Below are 24,549 nucleotides of genomic sequence, written 5' to 3' on the forward strand. Positions count from 1 at the left end.
CGTTCCTCCATCGCTACGGGCCAAGTGACCGACGGGTAACCCTAAACCCGGAAGGCGGGGAACCGCTGCGGCGCAGCTCACCTCCAAGGGGACACGATCGGCGATCGCGGAGGAATCTGTGGACGACTGGGCCTTGCCGGGTTTCACCGAGCTCGGGTCGCTCGGCGAAGGTGGATTCGGGCGGGTCGTGCTCGCCCGTCATGACGAATCCGCCCAGGTCGTGGCCATCAAATACCTGTACGCGAGGTTCGCGGCAGACCCCCGGCGGCTGGCCGAATTCCGCCACGAGGCGCAGATCCTCAGCCGCGTTTCGGGGCCGCATATCGCCCGTCTGCACCAGTTCGTCGAGACCCCGCAAGGGGCCGCGATCATCATGGAAGCCGTTCACGGAATCTCCCTGAAAGAGATCCTCGGCCGCCAGGAGAAGCTCGAACCCGAAGCCGCGCTGGCCATCCTCAAGGGCTCGCTGCTCGGGCTCGCCGGCGCACACGCCGCGGGCACCGTCCACCGCGACTACAAACCGGCCAACGTCCTGGTCACCCGCGAGGGGCAGAGCAAACTCGTCGACTTCGGCATCGCCGTGCTCGCGGGGCAGACCGGGGTCGCCGCGGGCACGCCCGCGTACATGGCGCCCGAGCAGTGGGCGGGCGGCGTCGCCACCCCCGCGACCGACGTCTACGCCGCGACCTGCGTGTTCTTCCAGTGCGTCGCCGGACACCGGCCGTACGAGGCGGAGCAGACCGAAGTGCTGCGCACGCTGCACGAATACGCTCCGATCCCGTTCGGCGAGGTCCCCGAACCCGTCCGCGACCTCATCGCGCGCGGGATGGCGAAGGACGTCGCCCACCGGCCGTCGGGAGCGGCCGAGTTCGTCGCGGAGCTGGAGGCGTCCGCCAGGAAGGCGTACGGCGAGGACTGGGAGCGCAACGGCTGGCATTGGCTCGCCAAAGGCGCCGGTGTCCTGGTCGCCCTGTCCCCGCTGGCCCTGCTCGGCGCCGGGACCGCCGCCGCACCGGTCGTCGCGGGCGGAGCGGCCACCGCCGGCGGCGGGATCGCGCTCGGCCTCAAGATCACCGCCGCGGTCGCCGCCGCCACCGCGGTCGCCGTCGGGACGGTCGTGGTGGTCGACACGAACAGCGACGACGAAGCGCCGCCACGGACGGCCACCGTCGCCGCGATGAAGGTCGACGTCCTCACCCGCACCGAGAAACTCGACGGCTTCGACTTCAACGGGAAGTACGTCCGGATCAGCGGGCTGAAGGACAAAGCGGTGGAGGAGCGGGTCAACAAGGCGCTGATGGCGCCGATCGACGGCTGGCTCACGAGCGTCTGGCCGCCCGGCAACCCGCCGGAGAAAGAACCCGACGGCGACATCCCGCATATGTCCACCACCGCCGAGGTCCTGCGCCAGGACGACAAGCTGATCTCGGTCGTCTACGAACGGTCGGTCGAAACGGTCCAGCTCGGGAACCGCGGCGCCTACGCCGTCCGGACCCTCGTGATCGACCTGTCCGACGGCGACGTCATCCCGACCGCGGGCCTGTTCGACAACGTCGACGGCAACGCCGAGCGGATGCGGATGGTGGAGGACCGGATGTACGCCTCGGCGAAACCGGGCGAGTGCCTCGCCACGCCGCCGTCGGAACCGGAGCACCTTCCCGCCGGGGCGATGTCGGACCGGTACACCCAGGACGGGGCGATCGTGCAGGCGGCGCCCGCGGCGAACGGGATGGAGTTCCACGTCGCCGCCTTCGCGCTCGGATACCCGATGGCCTGTAATCCGACGACCGTCACCGTGCCCTACGAACGGCTGCGCGGACTGCTGAGCCCCGCGGTCGCGCACCTGCTCGGCGGCACGCAGGGCAAACGCGTCAAAGAGGACAACGTCGGCGCCTTCACCATCACGACGCCGGAAAACTGGCGGCTGCTCGCCGGTGAACCCATCGAGCGCTACCTGGCGACCGCCGACCAGTGCACGCGGCCGTTCTACTGCGCGGGCGTCGTCTTCAGCGACAACTCCCGGGTCGATCCGGCCACGCCGGCGTATGAACCGGGCAAGCCCTACAACCGGTCCACCGGTCCGCGCCCATGTCACTCCCTCGGAGCACCAGGGGAGACCCAGGGGACGCCTGTCCTCCAGCTGAAGGAGCTTCGTTCGATCGGGCCGAAGAAGGCGGCCTACGAAGAGTGGCGCCTCACGTGTTCTGGCGGCGGTAGCGTCACCCAGCGGGTCTGGTTCCTGCCGAAAACGCAGCTCGTGATCGTGGACGAGTGGAACACTCCAGGCCTCGACAAGATTTTGGAAGAGGCGAAGTGGAACTAAGCGACGAGTGGAGACTCCCCGGCTTCACGGAGTTTGAGCAGCTGGGCACGGGCACGTTCGGCCGAGTGGTGCTCGCGCGCCAGGACAACACCGGCCACGTCGTCGCGATCAAGTACCTCTTCTCCCGCTTCGCCGCCGAGCCCGCCTACCTCGAAGCCTTCCGTCAGGAGGCCCTGGCGCTGCACCGGGTGTCGAGCCCGCACGTCGTGAAGCTGTACGAGTTCTTCGAGACGCCGCAGGGCGCGGCGATCGTCATGGAGGCGATCAACGGTGTCTCCCTGCGTTCCGTGCTCCAGGCCGAAGGTGCCCTCGAACCCGAAGCCGCCCTCGCGGTCCTGAAGGGATCGCTGCTCGGGCTGGCCGCGGCGCATTCGGCCAACGTCGTCCACCGCGACTACAAACCGGCCAACGTCCTCGTCGCCGACACCGGTGAGAGCAAGCTGGTCGACTTCGGCACGGCCGTCCTCGCGGGTGAACGCGGCCCGTCCGTCGGCACACCCGCGTACATGGCGCCCGAGCAGTGGTCCGGCGGGCAGGCCACTCCCGCGACCGACGTCTACGCCGCGACCTGCGTGTTCTTCCAGTGCGTCGCCGGGCACCGGCCGTACGAGGCCGAGCAGACCGAAGTGCTGCGCACGCTGCACGAACACGCGCCCATCCCGTTCGGCGAAGTCCCCCAGCCGGTGCACGAGATCGTCGCGCTGGGGATGGCGAAGGACCCGTCGAAACGACCGGTCGACGCGCTCGTGTTCGTCAGCGAACTGGAACGCGTCGCCCGCGCGGGGTACGGCGACGAATGGGAACGCAAGGGCTGGGCACGGCTGGCGAAGGCGGCGGGTGTGCTCGTCGCGGCGACGCCGTTGGTCCTGCTCAGCGCCGGTACCGCGGCGGCACCGGGGGTCGCCGCCGCCGGAACGGGCGCGACGGCCGCCTCCGCGGGCGGGATCGCGGCCGGGCTGAAGATCACCGCCGGGCTCGTCGCGGCGACGGCCGCCGTGGTCGGTTCGGTGGTCGTCTTCTCCGACGCGAGCACTCCGCCGCCGTCACCGCCGACCACGCAACAGGCCGTCGCGCTCAAAGTCGCCATGAAGACCGAGTCCGGGACGGTGCCCGGCACGACCCTCGCCTACACCGGGGACCGGCCGGAGGTGACCGGTTCGCCCGATCAAGCCTGGCTCAAGCGGGTCAACGACGCGCTGATGGCGCCGATCGACGCCTGGAACCGCAAAACCGGTCCGGGCGCCGCCAAGCTGGAGCCGGAACGCGGCCCGTACAAGCTCCTCACGAAGGCCGACATCCGTTCGCAGAACGAGCGGTACCTCTCCGTGCGCTACACGCACGATCTCGAGAACAAACCGCATTCGACCTGGGGAAACGGTCGTGCCGCGGTGACCATCGACCTGAAAGAGGGCAAGGCGCTCACTCCCGCCGAACTGTTCGCCCCTGGGAAGTTCACCGACGACGGGCTGCGGACCCTCGCCGAACTGCTCTGGCCCGACAAGCAGCAGTGCGGTGCGCTCAGCAGCACCTTCCCGTACCAGCCGCTCAAGACGGCCGACCTCACCGAAGAGCCGAAAGTGTGGCTCGCGTTCACCCCGGCGGCCGTCGAGGTCACCGTCGACCTCAACCTCCTCGGCTTCGCCACCGCCTGCGGAGTCCAGGACTACACGCTGCCGTACGACAAGCTGACCGGTCTCCTGAACCCCCAGCTCGTCGAGGGCGTGACCGGCGGAAAACCGCTGAAGGGGACGTCGTCCGCCCCGCCCGCGCAGGGAGGCACCGAGGTTTCAGCCGGCGCGCTCACGCTGCATCTGCCACAGGACTGGTCCGTGGTCTCGCAGGGGCTGGAGAAGGTGCTCGTCGCGCCGGGCTGCCCGGATCCCAAGAAGTACTTCAACTGCAAATACGTCCTGCTGACGGACAACACCCAGCAGTCCGCCGAACAGCCGCCGTACCGGCCCGGTGAGTTCTATCGGCGCAGCGCGGGCGGCCGGGCCTGCAACGCCGCCGGACGGAAGGACCTCCGCCAAGAGGGTGACGCGGTGCGGACGGTTTCCGCCACCGCACCGGTCGGCGGCGCGACGGCGACCTACGAGGAGTGGACGATCCAGTGTGTTCCTCGTGGACAGACGGGCGGAAGCGGCGAGGCGCAGGTGACTCAGCGGATCTGGTTCCTTGCGGACAGGCAAATCGTGGCGCTGGACGAGTGGCGGACGCCGGGCGTCGAGGAACTCCTTCGTACCGCGACGATTTCGTGACCTGACCTGCGAAAGTCCAAAGTGGAATGAGTATGCATTGGGCCGAATGGCCTAACGTCCACCGTTGAGGCCCGTGACCGTTCGGAGACGCCGGGTAACACCACTTACCTCCCTCTCACTCGGTTGGCGGCACGGTCGGACTGAAGTCGAATGACCGCCTACCGACCGGTCACCGATGACAAGGCGCCGCCGATCGCAGCCACTCCCGTTGTCCGGCGCCGCCGCCTCCCCGCCCTGTTAGACAGGTCATGTGCCGCTTCCACCGAGGTGGCACGGGATGACGAGCCCTAGGGAAACCAGGTTCGAAGGAGGCGGAACGTGGCGGCTACACCGAACATGGAGAGCTCGACGGTCGCCGGTGGCGCGAAGCGCAGCCGGTCACTGCCGAGCCGGGTGGTGCCGCCGATCGAACTGCCCGCGAGCGTCGGGGAGCTTTCGCGCAAGGCGGCGGCCCTGCTCGGCTGGAACGGCATCGTCTTGCCGGAGACCACCGTGCTCGGCCGCAAGATCTGCGTGGTCGCCCGGCTCCGTACCGACGTGCACGCGGAGCGCATCGCGATGGGCATGGGTCCCGTCGTCGATCGCGCCACCGTCGACACCTGGACATGGCCAGAGCTGGCCGCGACCGCACCCGCGCCGGCCGCCGAGATCATCGGCGTCCTCGCGGTCGCCCGGCACTGGCGCACCGCGATGGCCTCCGCGGTTCCGTTCGCACGTTACGGCGAGGCCGCGATGGTTCTCCCATCGCCTGCCGTACTGACGGAGGACTACGTCGGCAACTGCCTGCCGCGTGCCCGCGCCTACGGGCTCGGCATCGTCACCGCCGACCCCAACGCGGTGACCGACCTCGACCTCGAGGGCCACGGCGAGCGCATGATCCTCGACGAGGACCCGGTCTCGCGCCTGGTCAACGAGATCGTCTACGACCAGCTTCTGCGCGAGACCGAGCTTCCTGCCGAAGTCGACTGAACGCGCTACCGTCGGGTCCATGCGAGTCGTCATTGCGGGTGGACACGGACAAATCGCGCTGAAGCTGGAGAAACTGCTCTCCGCACGCGGTGATCAGGCGGTGGGGATCGTGCGCAACCCCGATCACGTCGCCGATCTCGAAGCGGCCGGTGCCGAAGCGGTCGTCCTGGATCTGGAAAAGTCCGATGTGGACGCCGTCGCCAAGGCGCTCGACGGCGCCGATGCCGCCATCTTCGCGGCGGGCGCCGGGCCGGGCAGCGGGACGGCCCGCAAGGACACTGTGGACAGAGCGGCCGCGGAACTCTTCGCGGCCGCAGCCGAACAGGCGGGTGTGCGCCGGCATGTCCAGGTCGGCTCCATGGGGGCGGACAAATGGGAGACCGCGGACGTCCCGGACGATTTCCGGATCTACCTCAAGGCCAAGAAGGCGGCCGAAGACGATCTGCGTGCCCGCGATCTCGAATGGACGATCCTGCGGCCGGGACAGCTCACCAACGACGAGGGCACCGGCAAGATCCTGATCGCCGAGTCCACCGGCCGCGGGCCCATTCCGCGGCAGGACGTCGCCGCGATCCTCGTCGCGCTGCTCGACACCCCGTCGACCGCGGGACGCGTCCTCGAAGCCATCTCGGGTGATACTGCTATCTCTCAGGCCTTTTCCGCTCTGTGAAACCTTAGTGTGTGGACGTAATCCGTCTTTTGAATGAACGGAGAAGGTCCTTGCGCGAGGACATCGCGGTCTTCAGTGGCAGCGCCCATCCCGAGCTCGCCGAAGAGATCTGCGCCCATCTCGGTGTTCCCCTGCATCCGGTGAAGGTGCAGCGGTTCGCCAACGACTGTCTCGAAGTCCAGCTCGAAGCGAACTGCCGCGAGCGCGACGTCTTCCTGATCCAGCCGCTGGTGCGGCCGGTACAGGAACATCTCGTCGAACTGCTGCTGATGCTGGACGCCGCGCGGGGCGCTTCGGCGAAGCGGATCACCGTCGTCATGCCGCATTATTCGTACGCCCGCTCGGACAAGAAGGACGCGCCGCGGATCTCGATCGGCGGCCGTCTCGTCGCCGACCTGATGGCGACCGCGGGCGCCGATCGCGTCCTCGCGATGACCCTGCATTCGCCGCAGGTGCACGGGTTCTTCAGCGTCCCGGTCGATCACCTGCACGCGTTGCAGGAACTGGCGAAGCATTTCCGCCAGTACGACCTGTCCGCGACCACCGTCGTCTCGCCGGATCTCGGCAACGCCAAGGAGGCCGCGCATTTCGCCCGGCTGCTCGGTGTTCAGGTCGCGGCGGGCGCGAAGCAGCGCTTCGCCGACGACAGGGTCGAGATCAGCTCGGTGATCGGCGAGATCACCGGCCGCGACGTGATCGTCCTCGACGACGAGATCGCCAAGGGCAGCACGGTGATCGAACTGCTCGGCAAGCTCCGGGAACTGAAGCCGCGCTCGATCCGCGTCGCCTGCACGCACGGCCTCTTCTCCAGCGGAGCGCTCGAGCGGATCGGCAGCCAGCCCGACGTGCTGGAGGTCGTCTGCACGAACACGGTGCCCATCCCGCCGGAGGAGCAGAGCCCGAAGCTGCGGGTCCTTTCGATCGCGCCCGCGCTGGCGGAGGCGATGCGCCGGATCCACAACGGCGAGTCGGTCAGCGCCTTGTTCGAAACCGCTTAGGCAGTGCCGAGGACCCGGTCGAGGTAGGTGTTCGCGAAGAGCCCGGCCGGGTCCACCTCCTTGCGGACCCGCAGGAATTCGTCGAAACGCGGGTACCGCGAGCGCAGCGTCGCGGCGTCGAGGTCGTGCATCTTGCCCCAGTGCGGGCGGCCGCCGACCTCGCCGACGATCGACGCGAATCCGGCGAAGTACTCGCGGTAGGGCATGCCGACGAACTGGTGGATCGCGATGTAGGCCGAGTCGCGGCCGTTCGCGGTCGACAGCCAGATGTCGTCCGCGGCGGCGACGCGTACCTCGACCGGGAACGCGACCGGGTTCTCCAGCTTCGGGACGAACGCGCGGAGTTCGGAGAAGACGTCGTGCAGCGCTTCGCGCGGGATCGCGAACTCCGACTCGACGAAACGCACGCCGCGATGGGTCACGAAGACGCGATGCGACGTGTCGCTGTACTCGCGGGCGGAGAGGATGTTCGAGGCGAACCGGCCGAGCGGCTGCACGAGTTTCGGCACCGCGCGGCCGAGACGGCACAGCCCGCCGAACGCGAGGTTCTCCGTGACCTCGTAGTCGACGAACTCCTTCAGCTTGCTCAGCGGCCGGTGCTCGCTGCCCGCCGGAAGCCGGTTGTTGCGCTTGACCAGTGCGTTCTTGCCGTAGGGGAACCAGTAGAACTCGAAGTGGTCGTTCTCGTCGGCGAACCGGTCGAAGCCTTCGAGGACCTGTTCGAGCGGTTCCGGCCGCTCCTGGGCGGAGAGCAGAAACGACGGTTCACACTGAAGGGTGACCGTGCTGATGACGCCGAGCGCGCCGAGCCCGACTCGCGCGGCGGCGAAGAGGTCGGGGCGTTCGTCCGCCGAACAGGTGACCACGGTGCCGTCGGCGAGCACGAGTTCGAGCGCGGCGATCTGGGTGGCGATCCCGCCGAGCCGGGCGCCGGTGCCGTGGGTGCCGGTGGAGATCGCGCCCGCGACGGTCTGCGCGTCGATGTCGCCGAGGTTGGTCATGGCGAGGCCCAGCGCGTCGAGTTCGGCGTTGAGCTGTTTGAGCGTGGTCCCCGAACGGACCGTGACCAGGCCTTTCGCGACGTCGGCCGACGCGATCCCGGTCCAGCCGGTCAGGTCCATGGCGTCCGAGTTCGCGGCGGCGATCGCGGTGAACGAGTGACCGCTGCCCAGCGGGCGCAGGCGCCGCCCGTCCGCGGCGGACCGGCCGATCGCATCGGCGATCTCCTCCGTGCCGCGCGGCCGGTGCACGCGCAGGGGTGAAGCCGCCGCGGTTCCCGCCCAGTTGGTCCACCGAGTCATGCGCCCACCGTTTCGTGAAGTCCGCTTCTGAGAGGCCCGAGTGCCGAAACAGTAAGTGAATAGTATTCGCGTTTCAAGCCCTTCTGTCGTACCTTAGTTCGGGTGACCAGTGCGACGGTGTACGACTTGGCGACGAAGGACCTGGATCCTCCGTTCGCGATTGTCGACTTGGATGCGTTCGACGCGAACGGCGCCGACCTGCTGCGGCGGGCGAGCGGCAAACCGATCCGCGTGGTCAGCAAATCCGTGCGCTGCCGGTATCTGCTCGAACGTGTTCTCGCGAGGCCGGGTTTCGAAGGCCTCATGTGTTACTCGCTCGCCGAGGCCGTCTGGCATGTCGAGCAGGGGACGTGCGACGACATCGTGGTGGCGTACCCGACCGTCGATCACGGCGCGCTGCGGCGGCTGGCGGCGAACGACCGGGCGCGGGCGGCGATCTCGATCATGGTCGACTCGCCCGAACATCTCGACCTGGTCGATGCCGCGCTGGGGCAGGGGCATCCGGAAATCCGGGTCTGCCTGGAACTCGACGCTTCGTGGCGACCGCTGCCCGGAGTGCATGTCGGCACCCGGCGCTCGCCGGTGTTCAGCCCGCGGCAGGCCGCGGATCTGGCGCGGACCATCTTGTCCCGCAAGGGTTTCCGGCTCGTCGGGATGATGGCGTACGAAGGTCAGATCGCCGGGTTGGGCGACGCGGCCGGCAGTGGGGCCAAGAACTCCGTCATCGGCTGGATGCAGCGGAAGTCCATTGTGGAAATCGCGAAACGCCGCGCGGCCGCGGTTCGCGCCGTCCGGGCACTGGCGGATCTGGAGTTCGTCAACGGCGGCGGCAGCGGCAGCGTCGAATCGACCGGCGCCGAAGCGGCCGTCACCGAGATCGCGGCGGGCTCCGGCCTGATCGGGCCGACGCTCTTCGACGGTTACGCGCACTTCTCGCCGCGCCCGGCCGCCATGTTCGCGCTGCCCGTCGTCCGGCGCCCCGCGCCGAAGGTCGCGACGCTCTTCTCCGGCGGCTACATCGCTTCGGGCCCCGCCGAGTCTTCGCGGCTCCCGACGCCCTACCTGCCCGAAGGCCTCTCGCTGCTCGGATTCGAGGGCGCCGGCGAAGTCCAAACCCCCGTCTCCGGCGAAGCGGCCCGCCACCTGCGGCTCGGCGACCGCGTCTGGCTGCGCCACGCGAAGGCCGGCGAACTCGCCGAACGCTTCACGCACTACCACGTCGTCGTCGGCGACCGCGTCGACCGGACCGTCCCCACCTACCGAGGCGAATCCCAAAACTTCGGCTGATTCCGCGCGACCCCACCCCCCACCCATCCCTGGGGGGCGCGCCCCGCACCAGCGTATCGGGAGGGGGCGACGGGGAACGGGGTTCGGAGGGGTGAGGGGCGAGGTTGTCCACAACTGTGGGTGGGTGTGGACAACTTATGTGGACAACCAGGTAAGGCCAGGTCAGGGCCAGTGTGGGCGGGGTTCCTGGGAGTCGTGTGACTGGTGAGGCGGTGGTGTCGGGCGCTGGTGGACACGAATGGAGCAAGGGGATCCACCGGTGACGCGAAGGCCTCCTTTGGGACGTTGAGCGTCTCAAAGGTGCCCTTCAGGACGTCCGGACAACGCGCCGGGGGGTCCACAGTGGACTAACGTGGGCCGAAGGCGTCCTTCATCGCATCGGACGCGGGGAAAGCGTCCTTCGGCACCAAGGCGGGCCCGCCTGAGGGTTCCCAATGTCGCATTGGGACGCTCAGCGACTCGAATGCGACATTGGGAACCCCCAAGCAGAACCCCAGCCGGAAGAACCTCAGGCCTCGCCGAACTTGCTCGCCAAGTAGCCCTTAACGACCGACTTCGCCTCCGCCACGATCCGCTCGTCCCCGCGCGGGTCACGGCGGAAAGCCAGCTTCAGCAGCGCGTCGGCGGTCTCGTTCGCGATCGTCAGCGCGAACCGGATGTCGTCCGGCGGCGACTGGATCCGCGCGGCGAGCACGTCGGTGAGCGCGTCGACGATGACCGCGTTGTTGTCGCGCGTCTCGTCGAGGAGCTGCCGGTCCACGACGTCACCGAAGTGGACCTTCGAGAAGCCGGGGACCTCGCGGTGCATGTCGAGGTAGATGTCGAGGATCGAGTCCACGACGTCCCACCAGTGCTCGGGCGCGAGTTCGTTCAGGGTTTCCGACACCGAGGCGACGAACCGTTCGAGGTTCCGCTGCGTCAGCGCCTGCACCACGGCCCGCTTGTCGGGGAAGAACTGGTACAGCGAACCGACGGCCACCCCGGCGCGTTTGGCGATCAGCGTGGTCGTCAACGCGTCGTAGCCGAGTTCGTCGATCAGCTGGGCGCTGGCGTCGAGCATCTGCTCCACCCGCTTGGCGCTGCGCTGCTGAACGGGCTGCCGCCGGAGCGGAGTCGTCTCCGCTTGCGGTTTCGCGGCCTGGATGTCGGACACTCGGGCTCCTCCTTCGCTGATCTGCGACTTTATCGTGCCGACAGGGTTCCCCCCGGTCGAGTGAAGGCATAGTATCTGAGAACTTTTCATGTTCGGCCGAGTCTGAAGAGGAAAGGTGCGTCGCCGGTGGAGAATCCGACCTTCCCGTCCGAATTCCTGTGGGGTGTATCGACCTCCGCCTTCCAGATCGAGGGGGCGACCGGGGAAGGCGGCCGAGGACAGTCCATTTGGGACACGTTCACCGAAACGGAGGGAAAGATCGCGCGGGCTGAGCACGCCAAGGTAGCGGCCGATCACTTCCACCGCTACTCCGAGGACATCGCGCTGATGGCCGAACTCGGCGTCGGCGCCTACCGCATGTCCTTCGCCTGGCCCAGGATCCAGCCCGACGGCGAAGGCAAGCCCAACGCCGAAGGCCTTGCCTTCTATGACGAATTGCTCGACGCGGTCTGCGCCGCCGGTATCGCGCCGACCGGGACGCTCTTCCATTGGGACCTCCCGCAGGCGCTCGAAGACAAGGGCGGCTGGCTTTCCCGTGATACCGCCGAACGCTTCGCCGAGTACGCCGCCATCGTGGGCGAGCGGTTCTCCGATCGGGTGAAAATGTGGATCCCGCTCAACGAGCCCATGGTCATGTCGATCTTCGGCTACGCGATCGGCGAGTACGCGCCCGGCAAGACACTTCTGCTCGACGCCCTCCCCACCGCGCACTATCAGAATCTCGCGCACGGTCTCGCGGTCCAAGCGCTCCGCGCGGCCGGGGCCCGCAGCGTCGGCACGGCCAACAATCATTCGCCGATCTGGCCTGCCACCGATTCGCCGGAAGACAAGGCCGCGGGCGAATGGATCGACGCCCTCATCAATCGCACCTACGCGGATCCGGTGCTGCTCGGCCGTTATCCCGAACAAGTCGTCCCGCATCTCCCGGCGGGTTTCGCCGACGATCTGCCGACCATCGCGCAGCCCCTCGACTTCTACGGGGTGAATTACTACGAGCCGCAGGGCGTCGCCGCGCCCGGCGAAGGCAATCCACTTCCCTTCGAGCTTCGCGCGATCGAGGGATATCCCATGACCACCAACGATTCGCCGATCGTCCCGCACGGGCTGCGCGAACTGCTGGTCGGCTTCCACGAGCGCTACCGCGAGCACCTCCCGCCCGTCTACATCACCGAAAACGGCTGCAGCTTCGACGACGTCGTCGCCGAAGACGGCCACGTCCACGACCAGGAACGCATCGACTTCCTCGACAGTCACCTCGTCGCGGTGCGCGAAGCGATGGACGCCGGCGTCGACATCCGGGGGTACTTCGTCTGGTCGCTGATGGACAACTTCGAATGGTCGAAGGGCTACCAGCCCCGCTTCGGCCTGGTGCACATCGACTACGAAACCCTGAAGCGCACACCGAAGGACTCCTTCGGCTGGTACCGGAAACTGATCCGCCATGAGTGAGGTCCGGGAACTGCCCGAGGCGCTCGCCGAGCCGGTCGCCAGGGTCCGCGCGGGGTGGATGAGCCTGCTGTTCTTCGCGAACATCGCGCTCTGGCTGGGGGTTTACGCGCCCATCCAGGTCCTCCTGCCCAAACAGGCCGAACTGCTGGACGCCGCGAACAAGGAAGCCGTGTTCAGTCTGGTCACCGGCATCGGCGCGGTCGTCGCGCTGATCGCCAACCCGGCCGTCGGCCTGCTGTCCGACCGGACCTGTTCGGCTCACGGCCGTCGTCATCCGTGGACGGCGGCCGGTGCCGCGGTCGCCGCCGCCGGACTGCTCGTCCTCGCGTTCGCCCCGAACGTCGCGGTCATGGTGCTCGGCTGGTGCCTGGTCCAGGCGGGGCTGAACGGGATGCTCGCGATGCTGGTGTCGGCCATCGCCGACCGCGTGCCCGTACCCCAGCGCGCTCAGGTCGGCGGCCTGGTCGGCATCGCCCAGATGCTCGGGACCGTGCTCGGCGCGGTGGTGGTCGTGGTGATGCTCGACCTCGCCGGGCTTCCGCTGGGATACGCGGTGTGCGCGGCCGTCGTACTGGCCGGCGCGGCGGCGTTCGTCCTGCGCACACCGGACGCGCGGCTGCCGGTCGCGTTCCGGCCGTCCGCCCGCGTCCGTGACGTGCTCGCCAATCTGTGGATCTCCCCGCGCAGGCATCCGGATTTCGCCTGGGCGTGGGGCTGCCATTTCATGATCAACCTCGGCAACGCCTTCGGGACGCTGTACCTGTTGTTCTTCCTCAAGGACGCGGTGCATTACGAAGATCCGGACACCGGGCTGCTGATCATGATGGGTCTCTACGGCGCGGCGCTCATCGTCGGCGCGCTCATCGCCGGGCATTTCTCCGACAAGACCGGCCGCCGGAAGCCGTACGTCCTCGCGGCGTCGGCGGTGATGGCCGTCGCGGCCCTGCTGCTGGTCGTCTGGCAGAACTGGACGGCCGCGCTCGCGGCGTCACCGCTGCTGGGAATCGGTTTCGGCGCGTACATGGCGGTCGCGCTGGCGATGCTCACACAGGTGCTGCCCGCCGCGCAGGACCGGGCGAAGGACCTCGGGGTCATCAACATCGCGAACTCGCTGCCGCAGGTGGTGGCGCCGATGCTGACCGCGCCGATTTTGGCCTACCTGGGCGGATATCCGAGCCTCTTCGCGGCTTCGGCGCTGTCCACCGTCATCGCCGCGGTACTGGTCACGCGGGTGAAGGGCGTCAGCTGAAAGTTGGAGACCGCGGACCGGTGCCGGTCGGGGGAGGGGAGTGCAACGGCACCGGCCCGCGGGGTTCGGGGATGGCAGCGCGTTCCGGGGCAGGTATCGCGCTGCGTTTGTGATCATCAACCTAGCGACCGATTACTGCCTTCGCTAGGTGTTCTGCCGATAATTTTCGATTAATCGCGGTGGGGACCGGGGTGATTACCGAGAGCGGTTCATCGCGTTCGGGGGTACGCGTGAACCGCCGCCGGCAAAGGCGAGATCGTGGCGTGGTTGCCGAGGGGGCTGCTCGGACCGCCGGTCACTCGCCTGGCTTCAAGCGTGCACGCCGCCGATGGCGGCACGACGCGGGTTGACCAGCGCGTGCCTGCCGGTGGTTTCGGCCGGGCTCACGCCGCGGCTCTGCCCCGGGACGCGGCGGCGGCTTTCGCGCCGGTGGTCCTGGGTGGCCGCGATCTGCTGGGGGGCGAGGCCGCCGGCGACCAGGTGCTCGTGCGCGACCTGCCATACCGAGCAGGGGGCCTTGCACTTGTGCCAACGGGTCGAGCAGGTGGGGCAGTCCCCTCGCTCGTCGGGCTCGTGCGCCTGGAGCATCGCGCGCCAGCCTTCGGCGAGCCGGGGGAGCTCCGAGCGGGCGACCGATACGAGCGACTGCGCGTCGGCCCGGTTCGCGAGATCGGAGAGCATGTCGAGGCGTTCCCAAACCGCGTTGCGGAGAACTTGCCCTAGGACCTGATCCACGGAGAACTCACCGTTACCTTTCCGCCATTTTGGCGGCTTCGTTGAGCGCTGCCCTGAGCTGTCCGAGCTGGCCGGACGTCAGGCGCGCGGTCTCTCCTGGCGGCGAGACGAGAACCACCTGGTTGTCTTCGACGAACACGGTGACGGCCCGTTCACGGCTGATGAGATCGCCGCACTGCACCCGCCAGACCAGTTGTCCGCCTTCGTAACGGCGCACACTCGCGGTACGGGGGTCGACCGGGGCGGAAGGGGAGACCGGACGGTTCGCGCCGGGGGCGACCGCGACCGTCGGCTGACCGCCGGGGCCGGCCGCACGCAGGTGGCGCGTGGCCATACCGGGCCGTCCCGCGGTGATGGAGCCTGTTGCGATCGAGTCCACGAACTCCACTGGCTCTTCTCCGCTCTCTCGTTCCACGTCGTCTTCGTATCCGCGTGTCCGCACCTTTAGGGGGTTCGGAGACTTGGTAGCTCTCTGTGATCGCGGCCGGTGGCCGGTCGGTCACGGAGATCTGACAACTACAGTGATGTGAAACCGAGTGCGATAGAAGGTCGAACCGCCGTCATAGCGGTGACCGGACGAGGTTTCACGGTAAGCGGTCAAACGACTTCTGCCGGGCCGATCACGACGGGCGATCCGGTGTTTCGCACGGTTGAATAGGTGTGCCTACGCTGTTTCTCGACCCCAACGGAACTGTGAGGGGGCGCAATGGACGCCAGTATCGGTGGCGGCGCTGTCGCCGGCTCGGACGCTGCAAGCGGTTCGGGGCGCCAGAGTCACCCCGTGCCACCGGATGCCTGGGAGCAGCCGGAGATGCGAGCCGCACTGGCCACACGGGAGATCTCGTCGGTGTACCGGCTGTTGCGCAAGCACGGTGTTTCGCAGCGTCAGATCGCCGCGATGACCGGCCAGTCGCAGTCCGAGGTGTCCGAGATCCTCAAAGGTCGCCAGGTGATGGCGTACGACGTGCTCACCCGCATCGCTGACGGCCTTGGTGTCCCCAGGGGATACATGGGTCTCGCCTATGACGAGGCGACAGCGATAAAGGTCGTCGGTGCTGCCGACGGCCAGCAGGCGGAGGAGGACGAGTCCGTGAAGCGACGGAGGTTCCTCGCGCACGCCGCCCAGGTCACGATGGGTGCGGCGGTGTTCGGTCCGGAATCGGGTACGTGGTCGGCGGGGCCCGCGAAGACGCCCGCCCCCGGGCGAATCGGCATGACCGACGTCCGCCAGGTGGAAGCCGCGACCAGAGCGCTCCGGTCCCTCGACTACCAGTACGGCGGCGGTTTCTGCCGCGACGCCGTGGTCGCGCAGCTGTCCTGGGGGCAGCAGATGCTCGAGTCCAACGGCACCGAGATGGTCAAGAGCCGCCTGTACGTCGCCCTCGCCGACCTGCACAGCCTCGCGGGCTGGACCTCCTTCGACACCGGCCTCATGGATTCCGCGCGCGGGCATTTCGCGAACGCGCTCGACCTGGCCAAACAGGGCGACAACCACCCGCTGGTCGCCAACGTCCTCTACCGGATGGGCCGCGTCTACCTGCACCAGGACGCGCCCAACGACGCGTTGAAACTGTTCCAGCTCGGCCAGATCGCCGCCCAGGAATCGGGCTCCGAGCTGGCGGTCGCCGTGCTCTGCGCCAACGAGGCCTGGGCCTACGCGATGATGGGCAACGAGGAACAGGCCGTGAAGCTGCTCGGCCGGAGCAAGGACGAGTTCGCCCGCGCCAACCTGGCCGAGGCCGAATCCTGGGTCAAATTCTTCACCGAGACCGACGTCTACGCCATGATCGGCACCGTGCACACCGTGCTCGCCGCGAAGAACACCGAGCACACCAAGTACGCGATCCCGGCGCTGACGAAGGCCGTCGAGTCCTACACCGACGACATGGCCCGCAGCAAGACGTTCATGCTCAGCGCACTGGCCACGAACCACCTGCTCGAAGGCGATCTCGACCACGGCGCCAAGGTGGGCTCGAAGGCCGTCGACTGTGCCGAGGGCATCAAGTCGGAGCGGGTGAAGGACCGGATGCGGCCACTTCAGGTCGAGGCGGAACGCCGCCGGAACAACGCCGACGCCCGTGACCTCGCCGATCGCCTCAACTCCTTCTACGCCGCCTGAGCCGACCGGTCCGGGCGGCCGGTTCACGCCCGCCATCCTGCGCGACGCCCTCGGGCGGACGTGCGATCTGCTGGGCGTGGACGCCGAAGGCGCCCGCCTGCTGAGGTTCACCAACAACGCCGTCTACGAGCTGGCGAGCGCGCCGTTCGTCGTCCGGATCGTCGGCTCCACCCGCCTGCGGCATCGCGTCGGCACGGTCGTGCGGGTCGCGCGGCATTTCGAACGGCACTCGGTGCCTGCCATCCGCCTCGTTCCCGGTTTCGACCAGCCGTTGCCGGTCGGCGAACATCTCGTCACGGTCTGGTGGAAGGTGCCCCAGACCGGCCGGAAGGCGAAGTCGGCCGATCTCGCCGCGCTGCTGCGCCAGGTCCACGCGCTTCCGCCGCCCGAAGGGCTCGCCGAATGGGCGCCGTTCGCCGCGATCCGCGCCCGGGTTTCGGACGCGGAGGAGCTGGCCGAGGGCGACCGGCGGTTCCTGCTCGAACGCTGCGCCGAGGTCGAAGCCGCGCTCGCGGACCTCGACTTCCCCCTGCCCAGGGGCCTCGTCCACGGCGACGCGCACACCGGGAACCTGATCCCCGGACCGGACGGGCCGGTGCTGTGCGATTTCGATTCCTCCTGTGTCGGGCCGCCGGAATGGGATCTGACGCCGCTCGCCGTCGGCCATGAACGGTTCGGTGATCCACCGGCCCGCTATCGCGTGTTCGCGCAGCGGTACGGATTCGACGTGACCACGTGGTCCGGGTTCTCGGTACTGCGCGCGATCCGTGAACTGAAGCTCACGACGAGTGTTCTCCCCATTCTCCGGAGTCATCCCAGCGTGCGGGATGAGCTGCGAAAACGATTGAACGATCTCCGGAACGGACGGACCGGTGCGCGCTGGAACCGGTATCGCTGACTCACCCGGGAAAGGCATCTGCACGTGCATTCGCCGACGGCGAATGACCGTTCGTCGCTTGTCCGAATTCGTCGATCAAACGGTGACGAATTCGCCCGGGCTAATCACTTCTCTCGGCCCAATGCTCCCCCGAATGTGCAACTTGCAGCTACGCTGAGTCATTCGGTTCGGCGCGTTCACCCGGTCGCTGAGTACCGATCGGTGTGTGGGGTCACAGCTGTTCCAGCCGTGTGCGCAGAGCGTCAGCCTCCGGGCGGCCGAGGCCGACGAGGATGGGCAACGCCCGGTCGTAGAACCGCCTCGCCTCGTCGATGTTCCCTTCCGCCTCGGCGACCTCGCCGAACGCGGCCAGGGCCCTGGCGACCTCGAACCTCGACCCGCTGGCCTCCATGGTGCTCAGCGACGCTTCGAGTTCGGTCCGCGCGGCCGCGAGATCCCCGGTCGCGGTGAGGGCGCGGCCGAGATCGGTCCGGGCGCGGGCCACGTTGTAGGGGTCGGCGGCCAGCACCTCGCGAGCGCGGGTGAGGTGCTCGATCGCCGGTTCGGCCCGTCCGGCCTTGAGCTGGGTCGAGCCGAGGTTGATCAGCGCGAGCCCGACGTCGTGCGTGCGGTTCTGGCCTTCGCTCAGGCGATGATCTTCGGTGAACCACCGCACCGCGTCGTCCAGCCTGCCCTGCGCCAGCGCGACCAGGCCGAGGCCTTCCACCGACCGGATCTCGACGACCTCGTTGCCTGCCTTCCGCGCCGTTTCGCGTCCCGCCTCGTAATGCGAGACGGCCTCGTCGAACCGGCCGGTGCCGCGGCAGGCGGCGCCGGCGCGGTTGTGCATCAGGGCCTCCGCGGAAGCGTTGCCCCAAGCCCGCGCGCAGCGCACACCGGCCTGGCTCACCTCCAGGAAATCCGGATAGTGCTTGCGCAGCAGGAAGAGCGGCCACATCGCGGCGGCGAGCTGCCAGCCGAGTTCCGGCAGCTGCCAGGTTTCGGCGGTCTTGACGGCGGCGATGAGGTTCTCGCGTTCGAGTTCGAGCCAGGCGAGTTCCTCGTCGGGGGACGCGAACGACATCGGCGACGGTGGCCGGTACTCGTAGCGGTACGGGATCGGGTCCTGGTCGGGGACCGTCATGGCGGTGGTCTTCGAGGCGGTGAAGAGGTACCACTCGAGCATGCGGCGCACCGCGATGTCACGGTCGTACTCGTTGCCCGCCGTCTTCTCCTTGGCGTGCAGCCGCGCGAGGTCGTGGAAGGTGTACCGGTCGTCGCCGCGGTCGATCAGCAGTCCGACGTCGACGAGCTGGTCCAGCAGGTCTTCGGCGACCTCCTCCCGGACGGCGATCGACGCGGCCGCCACGCCGACCCCGAAATCGGGACCCGGGTGGAGCCCGAGCGCCGCGTACAACGCGGCGGCGTCGGAGGGAAGCTCGTCATAGGAGAGGTTGAAGCTGGCTTCCACCGATTGCGCCTCTTTCGTCGACAGCGTGGCCAGTCGACGATATTCCTTCCCCAGTTCGGTGGCGATCTTCTCCAGGGACATCTTCGGCCGTCCGGCCAGCTTCGCGCTGACCGTGGTGAGGGCGATCGGCAGGCCGCCGCACAGCTCGGCGATGTCCCGCGCCCGCGCGGCTTCGGCACCGACCCGCTCCGCACCGACCGCGCGGCCGAGCAGCTCGGCGCTGTGCGCGGAACCGAACGGGGCCAGCTCGACCAGCCGCGCGCGATGCTCGGTCTGGAGCCTGCCCATTCGGCGCCGCGAGGTCACGATCACGAGGCTTCCCTCGCCGGCGGGCAGCAGCGGAAGCACCTGTTCGGTCGATCCCGCGTTGTCGAGCAGCACGAGCAATGGCCGTCCGGCGGTCGTCGTGCGGTACAGGGCGGTGAGCTCCTCGACGTCCGAGGGCAGCCCCTCCGGCGGAACGCCCAGTGCGCGGAGGAACCGGCCGAGTGCTTCGTTCGCCGAGAGCGGGCCGTTGGTGCTGAACCCGCCGAGATCCGCCCACAGATGCCCGTCCGGGAACCGGTCGCCGAGCTGCCGGGCCCACGCGGTGGCCAGCGCGGTCTTCCCGATCCCGCCCTGGCCGCTGATCAGCTGCACGGCAGGCCCGTCGGTGTCGTGCTGGGTCAGCAGCTTCTCGAGCAGCGCGAGTTCGGCTGTGCGGTTGGTGAAATGCGCCGGGGCGGGCGGGAGCTGGCGCGGGCCCGAACTCACCTGCCGGGTGAGCCTGACCGCCGATCGCTGCCGCGGTACCTGTGGCGTGCTGACTTCACTTTCACCCGGCAACGGGCCGCCCATCAACCATCCCCTCTTCGGGTTAACCCCAGCGAACGCGTAGAGCATCCCGGTGGAGCTCGGGGGAGGACAGCGAAACCGCCCAAATGCGGCCGGATGGAGCAAACACTGTCACAGCTCGATGGTCGGTAGATTGTGGCCGACATGGGGCGCAAGGCTTCTAATGAGTGAAAGAAGGAACGATGAGCACAGCAGGTAAGACCCGCTGGCAAGAAGGACTGTCGAACGAGCTGGACCACTGGAGGATCTGGCTGTCCGGTGGTCCCGAGGCGTTCGCCGGTGGAGGGTTCAACGACTACGAATGGCGGACCAGCCCGGACTCGGACCTGCGGAACCAGCCGCATCTGACGCGCAACCTCGAATCGTTCGCCCCGGAGAGATCGACGGTGCGCATCCTCGACGTCGGCGCCGGCCCGCTGACCTGTGTCGGCAAGGTGTGGCCCGGCCGCACGGTGGAGATCACCCCGGTGGACCCGCTCGCCGACCGGTACAACGCCCTCCTCGCCGAGCTGGAGCTGACTCCCTTGGTGGCCACCCAGGACGCCGAGGTGGAGAAGCTCTCCGAGGTGTTCCCGGTGAACCACTTCGACCTGGTGTACTGCCAGAACGCGCTGGACCACGTCTACGACCCGGTGCTCGGCACCCGTCAGATGCTCGAGGTCGTCAAACCCGGCCACGCCGTCGTGCTGATGCTCAACGTGAACGAGGGCGAGCGCGAGAACTACTTCGGGCTGCACCAGTGGAACTTCTGCCGTGAAGGCGACGACCTCGTCGTCTGGAATCACGACGGCCGGGTGAGCGTCAACGAAGAGCTGTCCGGGATCGCCGAGGTGCGCTTCGAACCCGAGTCCACCGAGACGTTGATGATCGTCTCGCTGGACAAGAAGGCCTAAGTCGTCGGGACGACCGGGGCTCGCGTGAGGACGACGGCGAAGCCGAACGCGAGTCCCATCACCGTCAGCTCAGGACGAGCTGTGGTGTGGTGTCGGCACTCAGCGCGTGTGACAGCCAAAGTTGGTACCATTCGCCGAAGAGCGTGCCGTCGTGGACGTCGCGCGAGTCGCAAGGCCAGGTGACCTGGGGCATGACCGGGAGCCTGGCCTTACGCATGTCCCCAGCGGGTCAAGTCGGCGTGTCCACCCGGACTTCGTGGACGCAACCGCTCAGCGGCTGAAAGAAAGAGTCGTTGCCAGTGAGCCGGGCCCGGACCGCCCCAGCGACGACGTCGGAGATCCACAGCAACGGCTCGTCTTTGCCGAAGCGGTGTTCTATACGAAATTCCGTTCCCCTGGGCAGGTGTAGCCGCGCGTGCCGGATGCTGTCGATGTCCCGATTGTTCAGGTCGGCTTGCCTGGCCTCGGCGACGAGTGTGTCGACACCGAGGCCGTACAGTTCAACGACCAGTCGCTGTAGGCACAGCGCGCGACTACGTTCCTGCCGCTTCGGCCTCACTGGTGTGCCGACGGTGACCACATGCAGTTCGTCGAAGTCGGCGACTCGTTTGACGACGTCGAGCTTCTCCTGGTGATCCATCGGGTACCAGTGCAGCTTGCTGCTGCGGCGGTCGCCGCGAACGTCCAGCATCACCTCGCGAAGTTCGGCGTGCCGGGCAGACGGCAGCACAGCCGCCGCGAGTACGTAGAAGCCTCCTGAAGCGGCCTCATGGAACGACTCGTCGGCGAACGCCTGCGGCGGAGACATCCATCAAGCGTATTCGGCTCCTCCGGCACCACTTTTCAGCGATACCGGACGTGTCATCGACCCGAAGCGAAATGTGCCGGACTAAGTCGTCGGGACGACCGGGGCTCGCGTGAGGACGACCGCGAAGCCGAACGCGAGCCCCATCACCGTCAGCTCCAGCGTCGCCCACGCGGCCAGCGCGGTGCGGTTGTGCCGGACGATCTGCGGCATCAGCTTCCAGCGCGTGTACGCGCCGAGCCCCGCGATCACGCCGGTGCACAACAGCTTCAACAGCACCAGTTGCCCGTACGGCGTGGTGAAGACGCCTTCCCAGAAGCCGAGCGACGGGTTGAGCGAGATCTCGATCAGCCCGTTGAACAGTCCGGTCGCCGCGCCGAGGATCAGGCACAGCGTCGCCAGTTTGGAGAATCGCGGCAGTGCGTGCGCCAGCAGGGTCCGGTTCCCGACGAGCAGCACCGCCATCGCGCCGAGGCCGCCGGTCCACGCGACGGCGCTCATGACGTGCAGTTCCATCGAGATCATCGTGTAGTCGTGGTAGTTCCAGTTCGACGCGTGCCCGGTGACCGGCAGCGGGAGCAGCGCGAACAGCCCCAGCCCGACGCGGACCTCGGCGGGCACCTTCTCGCCGTGTTTCAGCGCGAGGATCCCGAGCCCGGCGTGCAGCAGCGCCAAGACCGCGACGATCAGCAGCGCCTTCCCGGCGCCGACGTCGGCGATGTAGCTCCCGACGTCCGACATCGACAGCGTGCTGGAGCCGGGCCGGTATTCGGCGGTCTGCAGGATCAGCGCGACGAGCGCGGTGGTCGCCCAGATCAGCGCGGCCGCGACGCTCGCGGGCCGCGCGATCCGCATGATCGGCTCGGAGAGTTTCGGCCGGTCGTAGCCGACCAGTACCGAAAGCAGCGCCAGCCCGATCGTCGCGACCGCCGAGATGTCCAGCAGTACCCGCACGATCGGGATCGAGACCGAGACCACCTCGCTGACCTGCGCGACCCCGGGCACCGGGGCGGTCGCCGTCAGCGCGACCCCGATCAGGGCGCCGACGATCCCCGCCGTCACCACGCAGAACAGGACGGCGACGCGGGCGCGCGAGGTGGTCTCGGCCTGGGTCATGAGCCGCTCTTCTCCTTGTCACCGGCGCCGGTGCGCAGCGCGACGGTCAGTCCGACGGCCAGCAGTACGACGGCGCCCGCGATCCACACCCAGATCGGCACGCCGGACGAACTTTCGCCGCCGGTCGCCGGAGTGGTCTCGGCCTGGCCCGCGTTGCTGCGCGCGGCGTCGGCGCTCGCCGGGGTCCCGGTGCCGGCCGCGGTGAGGGTGAACGGCACCTCACCGGTCACGGCGTGCCCGTCCGCGGACAGGATCCGGTAGCCGATCTTGTACTCGCCCGCCGGGCCGAGCGGCCGCAGCGGCACGGAGACGACGCTGTCGCGGACCTCGACCTGGCCTTCGGCCCACTGGCCGCCGCCCGGTCCGATGACCGCGATCTGGTTGACGTTCGCGTTCTGGACGTACTGGTCGAACGTGAGCGTGATCTTCGCGGGCCCGGCGGCGAGCGACGCGCCCTTCGCCGGGTCGGAGGAGATCAGGACGTTGTGCGCCAGCGCCGGGGTGGCGGTGGCGAGCCAGGCCACCCCGGTGATCGCCAGCGCGACGATCGCTTTACGCATTCACTTTCCTTCGGTGTCGCTCTTGCCGGAAACGGCGGTGGCGCGGCGGGCGCGCAGGGTGGCACCGGCGCCGACGCCGAGGCCGAGCGCGCCGACGACCAGGCCGGCGCCGCCGAGCCAGCGGGCGGTGTTGTCGGACGACGAAGACGCGGCGTGCGATTCCTCGGACGTGGCCTTGGTGTCGGTGCCGTGGCCGCCGCCGTGCCCGTCGGCGCTCTTCTCGGCGAGCTTCACCGTCGGCGCGGGGTGCTCGGGCTCCTCACCGGAGGCCGGGGTCGGCTGGTTCCACTCGACGACCTTGCCGTTCTCGTAGGTCTGGGTGGCGGGGAACTCGATCGTGTCGACGTTGGTGGGGAACTTGCCCGCGCTGATCTGGAACTCCTGGAACTCGGTCGACCCGGCGGCGATCTTGTTACCGGGCTCGGCGGTCCAGGAGACCTTGGTGACGGCCTCGGTGATCTGCGTGCCGGAGTCGGTGGTCACCGGGGCGGGCAGCTTGGCCTTGACGACCTCGGCCTTCCAGCCGGGAAGCGGCTTGGCGCGCACGGAGGTGAGCGCGTACTCGGGTTTGACGGTGATCTCGACCTTGACCGTGCCGGCGTCCTTCTCCTCGTTGGGGACGCGGAAGAAGATCGATCCGTAGCCGCCCTTCGACGGCTGGGGGCCGTAGACGTTGGCGGTGACGTGGGCCGAGGCGACCCCGGCGGACAGCAGGCCGGCGATACCGACGGTGGCGGCCAGGAAACCGGCGCGCTTGAAGACGTGCTTGGACACGAAAACTCCTGAACGTGACTGAGACGGCGGGCTCGGGGGCCTCGCCGGATTACGGGGGATGTCGTGGGTTCAGGAGAACAGCGGCGGGCCGCGCCTGCCGTGGACGCGGCGGAGGTCCACGCGGACGAGGTGACCGGGGCCCGCCGGACGGGCGAGCACCGGCGACGCCACCGCGGCGGGCACCGGGAGCGCGTTGAGGATGAAGGGGACCAGCGCGCGCAGGCAGGAGAGGACGCCGAGCAGCAGTCCGTCGGCCTTGGCCAGCAGCAACGCGGTGATCAGGGTGGCGACGACGTGCGCGACGGTCATCGCGAGGCCGCCCGAGCTCGGGGCGGGTCCGGCGTGTGGCTGGTGACTGCTCAGCGAACTGAGCACGAGGTGCATCACGACCTGTCCGGCGCCGAGATCGACGATCGTCGCCAGCGGTCCGCGGGCCTTCGCGGCGAGCGCGGCGGCGTTCCAGCCGATCAGCACGGTGAGCAACAACGTTATCGCCGTATCGGGGAGATCGCCGTCCCCGATCAGGTGAGCGGTCACCGCCAGCGCTGCGGAACTCACGCCGAGCAATCCACCACGCACAGCGCGTAACGCGCTTCGGTGATGGCTGCCTTTACTCACGGGTGAAGAGTATTCGACGCCCGGCGGGGTGGTCGATGTCCTCCCGGCTGCTGAGCAGCGTGAAAGACACCGCCTGCGTTTGCCCGATCA

General features: G+C 68.4%; 21 protein-coding genes. 11 read left to right on the forward strand and 10 right to left on the reverse strand.

The genetic code is table 11. The annotated features are described in order from the left end of the window. The first annotated feature begins 118 nt into the window (after positions 1-118). From ACFWIW_RS01980 to ACFWIW_RS02000, 5 genes are all read left to right on the forward strand, one after another. Positions 119-2,323, forward strand: coding sequence for a serine/threonine-protein kinase (locus ACFWIW_RS01980; protein WP_378366672.1), 2,205 nt, complete (start codon positions 119-121; stop codon positions 2,321-2,323). Beyond that, entirely contained in the window at positions 2,314-4,581 is a 2,268-nt protein-coding gene (locus ACFWIW_RS01985; RefSeq protein ID WP_378366673.1) for a serine/threonine-protein kinase, read from the forward strand. The genes ACFWIW_RS01980 and ACFWIW_RS01985 overlap by 10 nt, the downstream gene beginning before the upstream one ends. A 318-nt stretch (positions 4,582-4,899) precedes the next feature. Then, a complete protein-coding gene (locus tag ACFWIW_RS01990; RefSeq protein WP_240596315.1) occupies positions 4,900-5,550 on the forward strand; it encodes a hypothetical protein in 651 nt (216 codons plus the stop codon). A gap of 19 nt (positions 5,551-5,569) precedes the next feature. Continuing rightward, positions 5,570-6,220 (forward strand): NAD(P)H-binding protein, encoded by a 651-nt coding sequence (locus tag ACFWIW_RS01995; RefSeq protein ID WP_378366674.1) that lies wholly within the window; start codon positions 5,570-5,572, stop codon positions 6,218-6,220. A 50-nt stretch (positions 6,221-6,270) separates the two neighbouring features. Next, entirely contained in the window at positions 6,271-7,218 is a 948-nt protein-coding gene (locus ACFWIW_RS02000; RefSeq protein WP_240596314.1) for a ribose-phosphate pyrophosphokinase, read from the forward strand. On the opposite strand, the gene ACFWIW_RS02005 is transcribed toward ACFWIW_RS02000, so the two are convergent. Then, positions 7,215-8,519, reverse strand: a complete 1,305-nt coding sequence (locus ACFWIW_RS02005; protein WP_378366675.1) for a D-arabinono-1,4-lactone oxidase — start codon at positions 8,517-8,519, stop codon at positions 7,215-7,217. The two genes, ACFWIW_RS02000 and ACFWIW_RS02005, sit on opposite strands and share 4 nt — an antisense overlap. Positions 8,520-8,621: 102 nt before the next feature. On the opposite strand from ACFWIW_RS02005, the gene ACFWIW_RS02010 reads away from it, so the two are divergent. Beyond that, positions 8,622-9,806, forward strand: a complete 1,185-nt coding sequence (locus ACFWIW_RS02010; protein ID WP_378366676.1) for an amino acid deaminase/aldolase — start codon at positions 8,622-8,624, stop codon at positions 9,804-9,806. Between the two features lie 508 nt (positions 9,807-10,314). Here the strand turns inward: ACFWIW_RS02010 and ACFWIW_RS02015 are convergent. Then, entirely contained in the window at positions 10,315-10,959 is a 645-nt protein-coding gene (locus ACFWIW_RS02015; RefSeq protein ID WP_240596311.1) for a TetR/AcrR family transcriptional regulator, read from the reverse strand. Positions 10,960-11,085: 126 nt separating this feature from the next. Between ACFWIW_RS02015 and ACFWIW_RS02020 the strand changes: the two genes are divergently transcribed. Beyond that, the gene (locus tag ACFWIW_RS02020; protein WP_378366677.1) at positions 11,086-12,408 is read left to right on the forward strand and encodes a GH1 family beta-glucosidase; all 1,323 of its coding nucleotides are present in this window, start codon (positions 11,086-11,088) and stop codon (positions 12,406-12,408) included. Next, the gene (locus ACFWIW_RS02025; RefSeq protein WP_378366678.1) at positions 12,401-13,657 is read left to right on the forward strand and encodes an MFS transporter; all 1,257 of its coding nucleotides are present in this window, start codon (positions 12,401-12,403) and stop codon (positions 13,655-13,657) included. Before ACFWIW_RS02020 ends, ACFWIW_RS02025 begins: the two co-directional genes overlap by 8 nt. 309 nt (positions 13,658-13,966) lie before the next feature. Here the strand turns inward: ACFWIW_RS02025 and ACFWIW_RS02030 are convergent, their stop codons facing one another. Next, positions 13,967-14,392 (reverse strand): hypothetical protein, encoded by a 426-nt coding sequence (locus ACFWIW_RS02030; protein WP_037333828.1) that lies wholly within the window; start codon positions 14,390-14,392, stop codon positions 13,967-13,969. A 13-nt stretch (positions 14,393-14,405) separates the two neighbouring features. Next, the gene (locus ACFWIW_RS02035; RefSeq protein WP_378366679.1) at positions 14,406-14,780 is read right to left on the reverse strand and encodes a hypothetical protein; all 375 of its coding nucleotides are present in this window, start codon (positions 14,778-14,780) and stop codon (positions 14,406-14,408) included. Positions 14,781-15,203: 423 nt separating this feature from the next. On the opposite strand from ACFWIW_RS02035, the gene ACFWIW_RS02040 reads away from it, so the two are divergent. Together ACFWIW_RS02040 and ACFWIW_RS02045 are read left to right on the forward strand one after the other, a co-directional pair. Beyond that, complete coding sequence (locus ACFWIW_RS02040) at positions 15,204-16,511, forward strand: tetratricopeptide repeat protein (protein WP_378366909.1); 1,308 nt, start codon at positions 15,204-15,206, stop codon at positions 16,509-16,511. After that, positions 16,471-17,409 carry a phosphotransferase family protein gene (locus ACFWIW_RS02045; RefSeq protein WP_378366680.1) on the forward strand — a complete coding sequence of 313 codons (939 nt, stop codon included), beginning with the start codon at positions 16,471-16,473 and terminating at the stop codon, positions 17,407-17,409. Before ACFWIW_RS02040 ends, ACFWIW_RS02045 begins: the two co-directional genes overlap by 41 nt. A 211-nt stretch (positions 17,410-17,620) precedes the next feature. On the opposite strand, the gene ACFWIW_RS02050 is transcribed toward ACFWIW_RS02045, so the two are convergent. Further along, complete coding sequence (locus ACFWIW_RS02050) at positions 17,621-19,612, reverse strand: tetratricopeptide repeat protein (protein WP_378366681.1); 1,992 nt, start codon at positions 19,610-19,612, stop codon at positions 17,621-17,623. Positions 19,613-19,875: 263 nt separating this feature from the next. Between ACFWIW_RS02050 and ACFWIW_RS02055 the strand changes: the two genes are divergently transcribed. Then, positions 19,876-20,586, forward strand: a complete 711-nt coding sequence (locus ACFWIW_RS02055; RefSeq protein ID WP_378366682.1) for a class I SAM-dependent methyltransferase — start codon at positions 19,876-19,878, stop codon at positions 20,584-20,586. A 229-nt stretch (positions 20,587-20,815) separates the two neighbouring features. On the opposite strand, the gene ACFWIW_RS02060 is transcribed toward ACFWIW_RS02055, so the two are convergent. The 5 genes from ACFWIW_RS02060 to ACFWIW_RS02080 form a co-directional block, all read right to left on the reverse strand. Next, positions 20,816-21,394, reverse strand: coding sequence for a hypothetical protein (locus ACFWIW_RS02060; RefSeq protein WP_378366683.1), 579 nt, complete (start codon positions 21,392-21,394; stop codon positions 20,816-20,818). An 81-nt stretch (positions 21,395-21,475) separates the two neighbouring features. Next, complete coding sequence (locus ACFWIW_RS02065; protein ID WP_378366684.1) at positions 21,476-22,507, reverse strand: copper resistance D family protein; 1,032 nt, start codon at positions 22,505-22,507, stop codon at positions 21,476-21,478. After that, entirely contained in the window at positions 22,504-23,067 is a 564-nt protein-coding gene (locus ACFWIW_RS02070) for a copper resistance protein CopC (RefSeq protein ID WP_378366685.1), read from the reverse strand. The genes ACFWIW_RS02065 and ACFWIW_RS02070 overlap by 4 nt, the downstream gene beginning before the upstream one ends. Further along, positions 23,068-23,841, reverse strand: a complete 774-nt coding sequence (locus ACFWIW_RS02075) for a YcnI family protein (protein WP_378366686.1) — start codon at positions 23,839-23,841, stop codon at positions 23,068-23,070. Between the two features lie 69 nt (positions 23,842-23,910). Then, entirely contained in the window at positions 23,911-24,399 is a 489-nt protein-coding gene (locus ACFWIW_RS02080) for a hypothetical protein (RefSeq protein WP_378366687.1), read from the reverse strand. Positions 24,400-24,549: the final 150 nt, after the last annotated feature.

Origin of the sequence: Amycolatopsis sp. NPDC058340 (assembly GCF_042723975.1) — a bacterium.
In the GTDB taxonomy this organism is placed as follows: Bacteria; Actinomycetota; Actinomycetes; order Mycobacteriales; family Pseudonocardiaceae; genus Amycolatopsis.

Excerpts from the sequence above, each read along its gene's own strand:
- ACFWIW_RS02005 (WP_378366675.1), bottom strand. The coding sequence starts at position 8,519 with ATGACTCGGTGGACCAACTGGGCGGGAACCGCGGCGGCTTCACCCCTG.
- ACFWIW_RS02070 (WP_378366685.1), bottom strand. The coding sequence starts at position 23,067 with ATGCGTAAAGCGATCGTCGCGCTGGCGATCACCGGGGTGGCCTGGCTC.
- ACFWIW_RS01995 (WP_378366674.1), top strand. The coding sequence starts at position 5,570 with ATGCGAGTCGTCATTGCGGGTGGACACGGACAAATCGCGCTGAAGCTG.
- ACFWIW_RS02025 (WP_378366678.1), top strand. The coding sequence starts at position 12,401 with ATGAGTGAGGTCCGGGAACTGCCCGAGGCGCTCGCCGAGCCGGTCGCC.
- ACFWIW_RS02055 (WP_378366682.1), top strand. The coding sequence starts at position 19,876 with ATGAGCACAGCAGGTAAGACCCGCTGGCAAGAAGGACTGTCGAACGAG.
- ACFWIW_RS02060 (WP_378366683.1), bottom strand. The coding sequence starts at position 21,394 with ATGTCTCCGCCGCAGGCGTTCGCCGACGAGTCGTTCCATGAGGCCGCT.
- ACFWIW_RS02040 (WP_378366909.1), top strand. The coding sequence starts at position 15,204 with ATGCGAGCCGCACTGGCCACACGGGAGATCTCGTCGGTGTACCGGCTG.
- ACFWIW_RS02065 (WP_378366684.1), bottom strand. The coding sequence starts at position 22,507 with ATGACCCAGGCCGAGACCACCTCGCGCGCCCGCGTCGCCGTCCTGTTC.